Here is a 13,623-nt window from a genome sequence, read left to right on the forward strand (position 1 = left end):
CGCCTGTGAATGGCGATCGTGGTGCCCCTGTCTCCGTCAACCTCAGACCTCTATTAGACGCTGGTAATCTATAAAGGTTGCGAATATATTCCATAAAAATTGAGAAATCTCACCAACCGCAAGTGTTAAAGCCCCAGATATTCCTTAATTCCGGCAACAATTTCTCTCGCTAATTTCTCTTGAAGCTGCTCACTATACATCGCCGATTCATTTCCTGAATTTGTAAGATATCCTACCTCTAGCAAGACTGCTGGCATTGTGGTTTCCCGTGTAACATGAAGGCTTTTCGTACGAATCCCGTTGTCTTTAAAACCAGTAGCGGCTAATAAATGCTTATGCATAATCTGAGCAAGAGGCAGACTATCACTGCGAGAATAATAGGTTTCACTGCCATTTATTTTATCTCTATTTGGATATCCAACCTCTAGCGAATTCGCGTGCACTGAAATAAAGAGATTCGCTTTAGCAGCCTCCGCAATTTTCACGCGATCCTGAAGCCCCAATGTAGCATCGTCAGTTCGAGTAAACACCACGTCAACTAATGCTTCCTGCGTTAACAGTGTTTGTACTTTGCGGATGACGGCCAGATTGAAGTCTTTTTCCAGCTTACCTGTGAGACTGACAGCTCCTGATTGAGTTCCGCCATGACCCGCATCTAGAACTACAATTGGCTTACCTAACGTTCCATTAGCCCCTGTGGTGTTGCCTCCGTTGTTAGTTACATTCAAATCAATCGTAACAAGCCCGGTGCTTTCATCCGTACTAAGCTGGTACGGTTGATTTCCAACCGTTTGAATTACGAATCTGACAGTGGACGGACTCACACTGAACAGTGCATAACGGATCTCAGAAACGAGCGGGTAGCCGGCAACGTCCAGCTTACCCTGTGGACCGCCAGTGGTGGTAACACCCGTAAGACTTCCAATGAAATTCGGATCGAACGCAGCACCCGGAAAATCTACGACGATTCGATCAGGGTTGCTCATTTTTGTAACGTTTGGCTTAGTAGCCCCCGACACAGCGATAATAAGTCGGTTCTCAGTGAATACTGCCCCGTTTACTAGAGGGCCTGTTGGAATTCCTGCTGTGCTTCCCGGTGCCGTAGTTGTTTGTGGAACTGGTGTCGGGCTGGGTGAAGTTACTACACTGCCAGCAGTTGTCCCGTTGTCACTTCCCGGCGTAGCACTTGGAGTTGGAGCAGGTGTATTAGTTGCTGTTGGATTGGTAGTATTCCCCTCAGGTGTCATTGCAGGATTGCTAACTTGTCCACCTGTCAAATAGACGGTTTTATCAACATTATCCCAGCCCACCTTTAAGCCGAACTGCTCGCTTACGAAACGAATTGGAACAAGTACTGTGCCGCCACTCTGCTTAGGAGCTGCATTTAAATCAAATGTCACCCCATCTGCATCAGCTGTTTTCCGTCCTACCGCCAGCTCAATGCTTTTACCATCCTGGTGAACGGTTACTTTCCGGGTCTGCTGCTCCCATAACACCTCGAATCCAAGATTCTCTACTACCACTCTGACCGGAATCATAACGCTACCATTTACATTTTCGAGTTTAATTCCTTTTGGCAAAGCAAGTTCCTGATTGTCCATAATAATTCTGCCTGTGCTGCTACCAGCTGCGGCAGCTTCTTGTCCGGTGGATGTTAAAAATAATAAAGGCAGTAACAAAAGCAGCAATACACGAAGCCCAGCTCTTCTCATTCTCATTTTCCGCTCCTTCTGCAAGTAATAGATCCTAGATAAGTATTTAGACGACAGAAATCACCAAATGTTTCCTTAATGACCAATGAATATATCGATTATAGCAAAAAAACTTCTATTTCCGACACCCGGAAATAGAAGTTTTGCGTATTTTTTGTAAAGTTTAAGAATCAGACCAGTTATATCCTCTTTTTAAGAGAATAGCTTTGCAGCATGACGCTCTTCATAAGCAGCAATTTCATCTGCATGTTGAAGGGTCAAACCGATATCATCCAAGCCTTGCAGCAGGAATTGACGACGGTGCTCATCCAGATCAAAGCTGATGCTCAGTCCGAATTCATCTTGTAAAGCATTGTTCTCAAGATCAACTGTCAGCTTGTAGTCCTCATGCTCAGCTGTCCGTTTGAACAATTCATCCACTTGCTCTTCCGAAAGCTTAATCGGCAGAATGCCGTTCTTAAAGCAGTTATTGTAGAAGATATCCGCATAAGAAGGTGCAATTACAACTCTGAACCCGTAATCCATAATCGCCCATGGTGCATGCTCCCGAGAGGATCCACAGCCAAAGTTAGCGCGTGAGATCAGAACAGAAGCCCCTTGATAACGTGGTTTATTCATTTCGAAGGCTGGATTATCGTTACCTTCTTCATCAAAACGCCATTCATAGAACAAAAACTGTCCAAATCCCGTCCGTTCAATCCGTTTCAAAAACTGTTTTGGAATAATCGCATCCGTATCTACATTTACCCGGTCAACTGGTGCAACAATTCCTGTTAATTTTTTAAAAGCATCCATAGTTTTATCCTCCCGTGTTCTCTCTAGTTCTATGAGCTGACGGCTTCCGTCTTATAATTCCAATCACGTACATCAGTGAAACGACCTTTGATCGCAGCTGCGGCTGCCATAGCTGGAGATACAAGATGTGTACGTCCTCCGCGTCCTTGGCGTCCTTCAAAGTTACGGTTCGAGGTAGATGCACAGCGTTGTCCAGGCTGCAGAACATCCGGGTTCATGGCCAAGCACATGCTGCATCCCGCTTCACGCCATTCAAAGCCAGCGTCAGTAAAGACTTTATCAAGTCCTTCTTTCTCAGCCTGCATCTTAACACGGCCCGAGCCTGGAACAACAATGGCAGTAACCTTTTCAGACACCTTATGACCTTTAGCTACCACTGCTGCAGCTCTCAAATCTTCGATCCGCCCGTTAGTGCAGGAACCGATAAATACATAATCAATCGGAATTTCGGAAATAGGTGTTCCAGGAGTCAAATCCATATATTCAAGCGCTTTTTCAGCAGCTTTACGTTCATTTTCAGTGGTGAAGTCCGCCGGATTCGGAACGCTGGAGTTGATGTCAGTTCCCATGCCCGGGCTAGTCCCCCAGGTCACTTGTGGAATCAATGTTTCCACATCAAATTCAACAACCGTATCGTACTGGGCGCCCTCGTCACTTACAAGACTCTTCCATGCTTCTACAGCAGCATCATAAGCTTCGCCTTGCGGTACGTATTGACGTCCACGCAGATAATTAAAAGTAGTTTCATCAGGGGCAATCAAGCCAGCTCTTGCTCCGCCTTCGATCGACATATTGCAGACAGTCATACGTTCTTCCATCGACAATTCACGAATAGCTTCGCCTGTATACTCAATTACATAACCTGTGGCAAAATCAGTACCGTATTTAGCAATAACACCCAGGATCATATCTTTTGCTGTTACGCCAGGGTTGCGTTTGCCTGTAAAGCGTACTTCCATAGTCTTAGCTTTGGATTGCTGCAAACATTGGGTAGCCATTACATGTTCAACTTCACTAGTTCCGATACCGAATGCCAGCGCGCCGAATGCACCATGCGTGGAGGTATGGCTGTCGCCGCAAACGATAGTTTTTCCAGGATGTGTCAAGCCGATTTCAGGACCCATTACGTGTACAACGCCTTGATCAATATCGTTCAGATCGAACAGTCTTACACCAAAATCAGCACAGTTCTTAGAAAGGGTATCAATTTGCTGTTTGGAGATTGGATCTTTAATGTTAAAACGATCTTTAGTTGGTACGTTATGATCCATCGTTGCGAAAGTCAGCTCAGGACGGCGAACCTTCCGGTTGCTGAGGCGAAGCCCTTCAAAAGCCTGCGGAGAAGTAACTTCATGAACCAAATGCAGATCAATATAAATAATGCTAGGTTTGCCTTCCTCTTGATGAATAACGTGATTCTCCCAAATCTTCTCAAACATTGTCTTGTTGCTCATAATTTCACCTCATTAATAGAATCGTTCATTGGAAGAGAGCGTGGAGTCTCTCTTGAATGATCTAAATATAACACCCCTGTCTTTATAATTCCAAGATATGATATCTATAAAAGTGATAGTCTGAACCTATAAGCTGAGTTAGAGTATGTTGAGGCACAATATGTAGGTGCAATGCACAAGCGGGATGTGTAGGAGCGTTGCGCAAGCGGGATGTGTAGGAGCGTTTCCGCAACCGGGAGGTGTAGGAGCGTTGCGCAACCGGGATGTGTAGGAGCGTTGCGCAACCGGGATGTGTAGGAGCGAGGCGCAAGCGGGATGTGTAAGTGCAATGCGCAACCGGAATGTGTAGGAGCGAGGCGCAACCGAGATGTGTAAGTGCAATGCGCAACCGAGATGTATAGGAGCGAGGCGCAACCGAGATGTGTAGGAGCGAGGCGCAAGCGGGATGTGTAGGAGCGAGGCGCAACCGAGATGTGTAGGAGCGTTGCGCAACCGGGATGTGTAGGAGCATTTAGTTGTATTTTGTACAGCTATATTCCTGTGAATCATTCGTTAATGAATATAACTGTATTTTGTGCAGCTATTTTCTTGAATTATCGCTCTATAGCTGGGAACTCTGGTTTTTAGTTGTATAGAATACACTTAAAACCAAAATTATCCCTTTTGCATAAGAAATAGCTGCACAGAATGCAGTTATCTCATAGATACTCTCAAGATCCGGCGCAATAAATATATTGTGAGAGGATATCGGATACTTCGATCAGTGCAGTAGGGATAATTCTTGAAAACAGGCCCGGCAAATTCTGGGGAGTGAAGAAGTGAATGCTCCTTCGGGTTGCCTATACAAAACTATAATCCAATAGGATATACTTATAAGTAAATCATTTCCCTAAGGAGTCCATATATGGAACTGAGACAACTGCAGTATGTGCTGCAAATCGCAGCCGAAAAAAACTTCTCACGTGCAGCGGACAAGCTGCATATTGCCCAGCCCTCGCTCAGCCAGCAGCTTTCCAAACTGGAAAAAGAGCTCGGCGTAATGCTTTTTCAGCGTAATACCAGCTCAGTTGAGCTGACCTACGCAGGTTCTAAATTCGTTGAACAAGCACAGATTATCATTGACGCAGTGGAGCTGCTGCGACAAGAGATGTCCGACATATCAGAACTGCGCACTGGACGTGTAGTTGTGGGCAGTATGCCGATTACAGGTGCACATCTTCTGCCGCATGTGCTTCCAGTTTTCAAACAAAATTATCCTGAGGTAGAAATTACGCTGCTCGAAGACTCGTCTATGAACCTAGAGAAGCTCACCGCAAGTGGCCAGACCGATTTAAGCCTGCTCTCCTTACCCCTCGAAATTCCTGCTCTGGCTTATGAAGAGCTTGGAGAGGAAAGAATCGATCTCGCTGTTCCTCCTGAACATCCACTCGCTAAACGAATCCTAGATGGAACACGGACCTCACTTGAAGAGCTTAAGGACGAACCTTTTATCGTACTTAAGGAAGGTCAGGGCTTCCGCAAAATGACTGTGGAACTATGCCGGAAAGCCGGATTCGAACCACGAATCGTTTTCGAGAGCAATAATATGGAAACCGTTCAATCCCTAGTGGCAACAGGCATGGGCGTGACTCTTGTTCCTCGTTTTATCGCTCGTGCACCGCGAAGTGAATTTGTTCCAGTCTACTTACCGCTCGCTGATCCAGTGCCTAGTCGTACGCTAGTTGTAGCATATCGACGCGGACGATATTTATCCAAGGCCGCAAAGGCTTTTGTAGAAACATTCAAATCAACCGTGTCTGAATTAACGGAAGAATAGAATATATACAAATAAAGTGCCCCAGTAACCATTCGCGTGGTTGCCGGGGCACTTTTTCAGGTAAACCTCTTTTAACAGTACTAGATTATTTACGCAAATTACGCTGTGTAATCAGGCGGTTCTGATCATCCGACACACGTGCTTTACTTGAATCAGCCAATCCCTTATCAACTGGAGCCCCGGTGTGCTCTTCCACAAATTCACGAGTCACACTATTCTGAAGCTCTGCTACTTCGTTTGAATCTTGATTCTGTCCCTGCTCGGCATTGTTGTCTTTAGTCAATTTAATCCACCTCCTGGTAACAGATTATAAGTTCTTTACCCCTTCTCTTTGAGGTTAAACATAATATATAGAGCTTTCTGCATGAAGAAATATATCCTACGTTTTCCCTTTGCAATGCAACCAGCTCCATGGTATTCTATTGAAAATAAGTGAAACGTGCAGACGGGACCAGTAAGAATGAGTCTAACCGCGCCTAGAGAGTAGATTCCGACAGGCTGAAAGAATTTACCGCGGTTTTCGTTCCGAATCCTACCCCCGAGCGGCCTGTGTCTAACAGGACGGATCCTCCCGTTATGAGAATGAAGTCGGATGATCCCTCATCAATGAAGGTGGTACCGCGGAAGTTTATAAGCTTTCGTCCTTTGCTAAGTCTAAGGATGGGGGCTTTTTGTTGTTTTCAGGACTTAATAAACGAAGAGGATGTGGATAGAAATGATGACGCGAATCGTGGTCAAAATAGGCAGCAGCTCGCTGACCGGACCCGAGGGCGGTTTGAATCGTGAAGCAGTCTCCTTTTTCGCCTCAGAGATTGCCGAGTTGAAGAAAAACGGCTGTGAGGTGTTGTTAGTAACCTCTGGTGCGGTAGCCGCCGGCTTCCGCAGTATCGGTTATCCAGCACGTCCGAAGCTGCTGCATGAGAAGCAGGCCGCTGCGGCTGTGGGTCAGGTACTGCTGATGCAGGCTTATCAGGAAGCTTTTGCCCAGCATGGAATTACTACCGCGCAAATATTGCTGACTCGCACCGATTTCTGCAGCCGCAGAGCCATGAATAACGCTATGATGACTGTAGAAGAGCTACTTCGCCAAGGAGCGGTGCCCGTATTTAACGAGAATGACACTGTCTCCGTAGATGAACTGAAATTTGGCGATAATGATACCCTCTCTGCGCTCGTAGCCAACCTGTTAAAAGCCTCTAGACTGCTTGTCTTAACCGACATGGATGGTTTATACAGTGGAGATCCCCGCAAGCATCCGGATGCTGTCCGTTATCAGTTCGTAGATGACATTACACCAGAGATATATGCTATTGCTGGTGGAGCTGGCTCTAGTGTTGGAACAGGCGGTATGCGATCCAAAATCGATGCGGCCAAAATTGCTACTCGGGGTGGTGTTCCTGTCTTTGTCGGAAGAGCCACCGAACCTGGTGATTTACAGCTTGCTGCAACGGGAGAAGGCAGGGGCACTTATTTTGCAACGAAGCTATCCTCTCTTCCCGTCAAAAAACAATGGCTAGGCTTTATGTCTACCCCTCTCGGCTCCCTATACGTGGACGAAGGGGCTGTAGAAGCTTTGCTACATGGCGGACACAGCCTGTTGCCTGTAGGCGTCAAACAGACAGAAGGTAGTTTTCACGCAGGAGATGTTGTAGAAGTCCTTGGACCCGACTCCAAATTGCTTGGACGTGGGATTGTAAATTACGATGATGCTCAGCTGCGCAGCATTCAAGGTCTGCCAAGCCGTGAAATTGTACCGAAGCTGGGAGAAGTACACCGGCTTGAGGTCATTCACCGTGACGAATGGATTACACTGAGATAAACATTTTTTTCAATTCAAATATAGGGAGGAAACGTCATGAGTGAAGTTATTAATAAGAGTAAATTAGCCAAGGAGACAACAGGAGTTCTAGCAAGCTTAACAACTGGTCAGAAGAATGAAGCACTGCTGGTCATGGCCGATGCACTTCGCCGCGAAGCTCCCGCCATTATCAACGCCAATGCGGAGGATTTGGAACGAGGAGGACTTAATGGAACTCCGGAATCCATGCTCGACCGGCTGGCATTAGATGTTGACCGGATTAACAGCATTGCCGAAGGCTTGCAACAAATCGCTGTATTACCGGACCCTATCGGTGACACGCTAGAAAGCATTGAACGTCCTAACGGCCTCAACATCCAGAAGCTGCGTGTTCCGCTTGGTGTGATCGGCATCATCTACGAAGCACGTCCCAATGTGACTGTTGATGCTGCGGGTCTATGTCTTAAAACCGGCAACGCTGTTGTGCTTCGCGGTGGCTCCTCTGCCCTGTCCTCCAACCGTAAAATTGTCGAGGTTCTGCACAATGCTCTTGCTGAAACCTCAATGCCGCCTAACGCGCTTCAGCTGATTGAAGACCCAAATCGTTCTTCAGTAGATGAAATGCTAAAGCTGAACGGACTTTTAGATGTGATTATCCCGCGCGGAGGCAGCTCTCTTATTCAAAATGTAGTCCTTAACGCAACCGTTCCCGTAATTGAAACTGGAGCAGGCATCTGCCATACTTATCTCGACGCAACTGCCTTGCCAGAAATGGCACAGGACATTAGTTTAAATGCCAAAGCTCAGCGCCCTTCGGTATGTAACTCTATGGAAACACTACTCGTTCATCAGGATTACGCGAGCAAATATCTGTTATCCTTAGCCGAAGCATTCCGTGAGGTTCATGTAGAACTTCGTGGCTGTCAACAAACCCTCTCTCTTGTCCCATGGCTATTACCTGCAACCGTAGAAGACTATGCTACAGAATACAATGATTATATCCTTAATATTAGAATCGTCAGTGATATGGAAGAAGCTATGCAGCATATCGCCCAGTATGGCACGAAACATTCGGAATGTATCGTAACGGAAGATCAGGAGAACGCCACACGCTTTTTACAAGAAGTGGATGCTGCCGCTGTTTATCACAATGCCTCAACCCGCTTCACGGATGGCTTTGAATTTGGATTCGGTGCAGAGATTGGTATTAGTACCCAGAAACTCCACGCACGTGGCCCGATGGGTCTGCCTGCACTAACTTCAACCAAATATAAGATCTTCGGAACGGGACAAATTCGGGGTTAGTATACACGTTTAAGTATTCTATCACACAATTTTTAGGAGGATTTTAGCCATGTGTCAGCAACCTTCAGTTCCACTCATGAATCATAATATTGTTTTTTATGGCGCAGGCTCCATGGCAGAAGCCATCGTTCGCGGGATGATTAGCCGCAATATCGTAAAGCCCGATAATGTCATCATGCTCAATCGCAGCAGCAGTGAACGTCTGGCAGAATTAAAAAGCCGTTATGGTGTAATAGGTACAAATGATCCCGAACAAAAAGTAGAATACCTACGTAACGCACCAGTAATAGTACTGGCAATGAAACCTAAAGATGCTGCAGAATCCTTACGCGGACTAGGCCCGCTTCTTTCTCCGGATCAGATTGTAGTTTCTGTCATTGCAGGTCTATCTATTCGAACCATGCAAGGTCTACTTGGCAAAGCACAGCCTATTGTTCGCACAATGCCTAACACCTCCAGTTCCATCGGTCTGGGTGCCACTGGTCTAGCCTTCTCCAAAGAAGTAGACGAAAGAGGCCGTCGCCTTGCTCTTAATATCTTTGAGGCTGTCGGGCTTACAACAGTCATTGATGAGGAACGTATGGAAACCTTGACCGGAATTTCAGGCAGCGGGCCTGCGTATATCTATTACATGATGGAAGCCATGATCGCCGCTGGTATCCGTGGTGGGCTGCCACTTGATCAAAGCACCGAATTAACTGTTCAAACTGTGCTGGGAGCTGCCCGAATGGTACAACAGACGGGAGAAGAACCCGCAGCACTTCGTAAGAAGGTTACTTCCCCTAATGGATCAACACAAGCAGCTATAGAAGTGCTTGAACGAGGGGAATTCTTTGAAACTGTGATTGCAGCCGTTAACCGATGTGCCGAGCGCTCACGTGAAATGGGTGCTGCCCTAGAGAAAGAGCTTCGTTCTTAACCAAAAAAAGATCGCAGCCCATCCCCTCATCGGGTGGGAAGCGATCTTTTTTTACCTTGTTACAACATTTCCATAATTATCTCTTACGATTACCTTTAGATTTACAGGAGCCGCAACGGTCACGTTCAACGCATTCCTGGAGTTATCGAATACTAGATGTCTAGGTATGTCTCCTAAAATGACGTAAAATGTATCTCCGACTTGTTTAGTTTGCAACAGCCGCTTCTCTTGCTCTTGCTTGAGTTGCCCTTCTGCCGTGGAATAACTCCCAAATACATTCAACTCATTCCCAGCCGTTCGATCAACCATAATTCCATAAGGTTCGGCAGCCTGGATTATAAGTGTACCTACACCCTGTGGAACATTCCCCTTCCATTCCGGCAAGGAATAATTCTCCTCCGTAGATGAGATCACATGTCTAAATTCCTGTGTTAATCCTAAAGAGCTGACTCCTGCGAATACTAAACAGCACACTGCCAGAAATCCGACGAACAGAACACTTAGCACATCATAGTACATTTTCCCTTTACCACGGAACCATAAGGTGTAAATTACAATTTCTAAACCAAGTAAGATAAAAATGAGCGGCCACCAAGCAAGCGTTGTCTCGAACACATCCGCTCCTTTCCACTGCGAGACCATTATTAATGCCCCGAGAAATAAAAGGCTCAGTCCCATCGACAACGTACCTACACGCCAACTTCTAGACTTCCCTACGTTCACTGGAAACTCGCTAGTTACCATGACTCCCGGCTCTACTTCTATTGGATTATTCAAGATTGACCCCCCGCCCCTTTTCTACCTTTATTATTTTTACTTCCAGTCATCAGCTTCACCCCACCACCAATCAATAACACGGAGACGACAATGGTCTTAAAATATTCATTTACGCGATATTCCAGCCGCCATTCTGGAAATCTGATATCAATGGCAGGAACTGCGACATTCACAACAATAAAGTATAATCCGAGACACATCAGGACTGCTCCGAGCCAGCCTTGATGATTTAAGAAACCTTCGATAACCGGCTTATCCTGCAAAGGTTCACGTCCATATCGGCTAACTAACTGTAAGCCATCGAATAAGCTATAGAACCAAATGACCGGGATAAGGAAAAAGAGCAATGTTAACCGCAATAGATCCATGACATAAATACTTCCTAAGAAAAGAAGCATGAGCTGGAGCCCTCTTTTTTGCAGTCCCAGATACATCTGTCCAGCACCAGGAAATGCGGATAGTAATGTCGCTAATACTTTGCTGCGTCGTCCTTCCTCACGTCCAGCCTCCATCTCTTCGAATAATGTGCGGTCAACAAGCATTTCTCCTGCTTGTTTACGATGGATCAACTGAACTGCATCAAACATGCAATACAGCCAAATTACTGGCAATACTCCAAACAGCAGCAAAAATGCATCACTCGAAGTAATTCCAGCCAAGAATAACATAACGGTCATGAATCCGAAAAAAGAAATCAGAAAGGATAGTCCACGCTGCATCAGCCCCATATGAAAATGACCCAATCCAGGAATGAAAGACAATAAGATGACATGCACACGTTCATTATCCTCCGTCTTTACGGGCATAGTAGAACTAAAATCCAGCATTGATCCATCAGGCGCTACAATTGGAGTGGGCATTTGCAGTAATTTAATCACCAGATGAATCATCGAAAGAATCCATAGAAGTAAGAATCCGATCACGCCCAATGCCAGAATCCCCTCATCCCCTTCAGCCATAGCGATTAAGAATGACATAAATAACACACCAAAGCTTAGCAAAAAATAAACAATCCCTTGTGGTCGTCTTCCCATATAATAATGACCTGCTCCAGGAATCATATTAAGAAAAAGACCCTTAATTTTATTACGCTGCTGTTGCATTGTTCATTTCTCCTCTCATTTCTGTCTTCCGTCCATAATCCGGCTCAACCATCCGCTGGTGGCTTGCATGAATTGTTCGCTATAAGATGGCGAATTATCTTTCTTAGGGACAATAAGCTCCATTTCACCCGTGAGTAACTTATCAAACATCCCGGAAGACATAATCATCAGCGTTAACGAAGCAGCAACGGCATAATGAAAGATTGTTTTATCATACCAGCGATAACGCCGTGATCCTTCTTCTTGCCCCGCTACTTCTTCTATGACTACTGAAGATCTCACCGTAGCCACCCAATCTCCCATAACTCTCTCTGTAAAAGCAGACGAATTCTCCAATGAAGGCAGATCCTCCTTTAGCTCATCCAGCATCTCCATGTATGAAACAAATGTGTCTTCATCCTTGAGCAGCATTAGTTCCCATTCTTCTCGCTCTAAACTATTTTCTTGCCCTTCAAGATAAGCTTTTGCCTGCTCGCGGCGAATTAGGTTTTCTCCACTCTTCATCATAGCCATTCGTCCTCCTTCCAATGTTTTCGCATCCATTGTCTCGCCCTATATAGTCTGGACTCCACCGTCTTCAGAGTAATTTCATTTTCAGCAGCAATTTGCTCATATTTTTTATTTTCCAGATAATAAGCCACCATAATTTCCCGATGACCCTCCGGTAAATTGTTGATCTCACCCGACAGACGATTCATCCGGTCACGACGGACAACAGTGGCTAGTACATCCTCCTCATTTGAAGGTGTCTGGCTCAGCACAAGCTCATAGTCACCAGGTAACTCTCGTAGCCGATCACGTTTACGTTTGGCATCAATAGCCTTATTTAAGGCGATCCGCGTAATCCATGATTTTAAGCCTTGATAACGGTAGTCAGGGAGAGATTTATACATCTGAAGAAAAGCTTCCTGAGCAGCGTCTTCAGCCCCTTTGACTTCACGTAATACAGAATAGGTGATTTTGTATATGTGCTGACTGTATGTATTTACAAACTGGCGAAACGCATCTTCGTCTCCTTGGCAAATCCGCTTGATTAATAGCTCTCCTCAATGACTCTCCCCTCCTTCCCACAGCAATAGACGCTGAGATCTTCGCCTACCCCTGCACTTATCTAAAAAAATAAAAAAAGAACCGTACAGACTCTAGCAATAGCTAAAGCAATACGGTTCTCTCCTAAACGATCTATCTTCCACCATTGCGGAATTTTTGTGTATACGTCTTAACATCCTGAGCGTTCTTGACCCGGTTACGGGCCCATTCCAGCAATATCCGGTCGATATAACGAAAATGAACCTTCCCCGCAAATACGGATTCCTTGAGTGCTAACAGAATCAGCTCCTCAGGATATCGGTCTTGATCCACCCAGCTGGAAATCGTCTCACATTCCATTGGAGACAGCGGGCGCCCGAATTCCTTCTCGAAAATACTGAATAGATTCCGGCTCTCCTCTTTATCTCCAAGTGAAGAAGGAGATGTGGGGGGAGTTCCGAATCCTCCACCTGACGCAGCAGCCCGGGGAGCTGATGTTGCATATGCCCCTTTGTCCTTATCTTGCTCATTTTCTTGTACAGCTGTCGCAAGATAAGCACCTAGCTTTCCATATAGCCCTGAGAAATTGTAGCGTTCATAATGGATATCTCTTAGCTCATCGTTGTCTCCATCGATGCTAATGAAACCCTCCTTCATGAGCTTCTGCAATTCTCCGGCCAGAACGGAAATGCTACGACCAGTTACGACCTGAAGCTCCTCCAGAGAAGGGAACTCAATCCCTTCCACTTGCCTGAAGGAGAGCAGATGAATCAGCAGCATCGCTTCACTTCCGCTTAAATTCAGCTTCCGGTAATACTTCAGTAAAGCGTAAGGTATGACGGCCATTCCGTTCTCCAGACCGAAGGAGACGCCTTCGCTCCAGGTACTCCATGTCTTGCCGTCCATGTGCTTCCC

Annotated in this window: 13 protein-coding genes; 4 read left to right on the top strand and 9 right to left on the bottom strand. The window is 45.9% G+C overall.

Annotated elements, in window-relative coordinates:
• Nucleotides 1-125: 125 nt before the first annotated feature.
• The 3 genes from MHI15_RS03595 to leuC all read right to left on the bottom strand — a co-directional run bounded on the left by MHI15_RS03595 (nucleotide 126) and on the right by leuC (nucleotide 3,961).
• Entirely contained in the window at nucleotides 126-1,718 is a 1,593-nt protein-coding gene (locus tag MHI15_RS03595) for an N-acetylmuramoyl-L-alanine amidase family protein (RefSeq protein ID WP_081386262.1), read from the bottom strand.
• Nucleotides 1,719-1,904: 186 nt separating this feature from the next.
• Nucleotides 1,905-2,507, bottom strand: a complete 603-nt coding sequence (gene leuD / locus MHI15_RS03600) for a 3-isopropylmalate dehydratase small subunit (protein ID WP_076127570.1) — start codon at nucleotides 2,505-2,507, stop codon at nucleotides 1,905-1,907.
• A gap of 29 nt (nucleotides 2,508-2,536) precedes the next feature.
• Nucleotides 2,537-3,961, bottom strand: coding sequence for a 3-isopropylmalate dehydratase large subunit (gene leuC / locus MHI15_RS03605; protein WP_076127568.1), 1,425 nt, complete (start codon nucleotides 3,959-3,961; stop codon nucleotides 2,537-2,539).
• Between the two features lie 904 nt (nucleotides 3,962-4,865).
• On the opposite strand from leuC, the gene MHI15_RS03610 reads away from it, so the two are divergent.
• Nucleotides 4,866-5,777, top strand: coding sequence for a LysR family transcriptional regulator (locus tag MHI15_RS03610; RefSeq protein WP_076101451.1), 912 nt, complete (start codon nucleotides 4,866-4,868; stop codon nucleotides 5,775-5,777).
• A gap of 85 nt (nucleotides 5,778-5,862) precedes the next feature.
• Here the strand turns inward: MHI15_RS03610 and MHI15_RS03615 are convergent, their stop codons facing one another.
• Nucleotides 5,863-6,060, bottom strand: a complete 198-nt coding sequence (locus tag MHI15_RS03615; protein ID WP_076101453.1) for a hypothetical protein — start codon at nucleotides 6,058-6,060, stop codon at nucleotides 5,863-5,865.
• Nucleotides 6,061-6,492: 432 nt separating this feature from the next.
• On the opposite strand from MHI15_RS03615, the gene proB reads away from it, so the two are divergent.
• The 3 genes from proB to proC are packed head-to-tail and all read left to right on the top strand — an operon-like array spanning nucleotide 6,493 to nucleotide 9,799.
• A complete protein-coding gene (gene proB, locus MHI15_RS03620) occupies nucleotides 6,493-7,596 on the top strand; it encodes a glutamate 5-kinase (RefSeq protein WP_076308387.1) in 1,104 nt (367 codons plus the stop codon).
• 36 nt (nucleotides 7,597-7,632) lie between these two features.
• The gene (locus MHI15_RS03625; RefSeq protein ID WP_248548502.1) at nucleotides 7,633-8,880 is read left to right on the top strand and encodes a glutamate-5-semialdehyde dehydrogenase; all 1,248 of its coding nucleotides are present in this window, start codon (nucleotides 7,633-7,635) and stop codon (nucleotides 8,878-8,880) included.
• Between the two features lie 49 nt (nucleotides 8,881-8,929).
• The gene (gene proC, locus MHI15_RS03630) at nucleotides 8,930-9,799 is read left to right on the top strand and encodes a pyrroline-5-carboxylate reductase (protein WP_076127559.1); all 870 of its coding nucleotides are present in this window, start codon (nucleotides 8,930-8,932) and stop codon (nucleotides 9,797-9,799) included.
• A 51-nt stretch (nucleotides 9,800-9,850) separates the two neighbouring features.
• Here proC and MHI15_RS03635 read toward each other — a convergent pair whose 3' ends face one another.
• From MHI15_RS03635 to MHI15_RS03655, 5 genes are all read right to left on the bottom strand, one after another.
• A complete protein-coding gene (locus MHI15_RS03635) occupies nucleotides 9,851-10,576 on the bottom strand; it encodes a hypothetical protein (protein WP_081393607.1) in 726 nt (241 codons plus the stop codon).
• Nucleotides 10,573-11,679, bottom strand: coding sequence for a hypothetical protein (locus MHI15_RS03640; protein WP_076127557.1), 1,107 nt, complete (start codon nucleotides 11,677-11,679; stop codon nucleotides 10,573-10,575). Before MHI15_RS03640 ends, MHI15_RS03635 begins: the two co-directional genes overlap by 4 nt.
• A gap of 15 nt (nucleotides 11,680-11,694) precedes the next feature.
• Nucleotides 11,695-12,192 (bottom strand): hypothetical protein, encoded by a 498-nt coding sequence (locus tag MHI15_RS03645; protein ID WP_143762397.1) that lies wholly within the window; start codon nucleotides 12,190-12,192, stop codon nucleotides 11,695-11,697.
• Nucleotides 12,183-12,713: an RNA polymerase sigma factor gene (locus tag MHI15_RS03650; RefSeq protein ID WP_341164508.1), complete on the bottom strand. Its 531-nt coding sequence runs from the start codon at nucleotides 12,711-12,713 to the stop codon at nucleotides 12,183-12,185. Before MHI15_RS03650 ends, MHI15_RS03645 begins: the two co-directional genes overlap by 10 nt.
• Nucleotides 12,714-12,861: 148 nt before the next feature.
• Nucleotides 12,862-13,614 (bottom strand): DnaD domain-containing protein, encoded by a 753-nt coding sequence (locus tag MHI15_RS03655; RefSeq protein ID WP_076302747.1) that lies wholly within the window; start codon nucleotides 13,612-13,614, stop codon nucleotides 12,862-12,864.
• Between the last annotated feature and the right edge of the window lie 9 nt (nucleotides 13,615-13,623).

The sequence above is a fragment of the Paenibacillus sp. FSL H7-0918 genome (assembly GCF_038007025.1).
Classification (GTDB): Bacteria; Bacillota; Bacilli; order Paenibacillales; family Paenibacillaceae; genus Paenibacillus_AQ; species Paenibacillus_AQ odorifer.